Consider the following 387-nt stretch of genomic DNA (forward strand, 5'->3'; position numbering starts at 1 on the left):
GCCGTTGACGCCTCAGCTGCGTCACCACATGGCCGCCAGCGTAGCTCAGTTGGTAGAGCACCGCTCTCGTAAAGCGGGGGTCACCGGTTCGAGCCCGGTCGCTGGCTCCATTGCACAAGACAGCCGCCTTCGGGCGGCTTTTTTGTTGCCGATTTTGAGTGCGCGCGCCCACCCACGCACCGCAACAGCGTCAGCTCCCCTATTCAAAACAGAAACCCCGTTAATCGTGATTCCCCTAGGGAAAACACGATTAACGGGGCCGTAGCGTGATTCCCCTAGGGAAAACACGCCAGCATACGAACAGCTCAGTCGGGCAGCGCGCTATTCCTCCCAGTAAGCGTCTGCAAGCAGCTTAAAGCAGATCTTCTTGACCGGCTGCGCGCCATC

The 387-nt window shown here is 59.4% G+C and carries 1 tRNA gene; it reads left to right on the plus strand.

The features are described 5' to 3' along the window. The first annotated feature begins 34 nt into the window (after positions 1-34). Positions 35-110, plus strand: a tRNA-Thr gene (locus ACTQZF_RS09270). Positions 111-387: the final 277 nt, after the last annotated feature.

This window comes from Collinsella sp. LCP19S3_H3, from assembly GCF_052119145.1.
Taxonomy (GTDB): Bacteria; Actinomycetota; Coriobacteriia; order Coriobacteriales; family Coriobacteriaceae; genus Collinsella.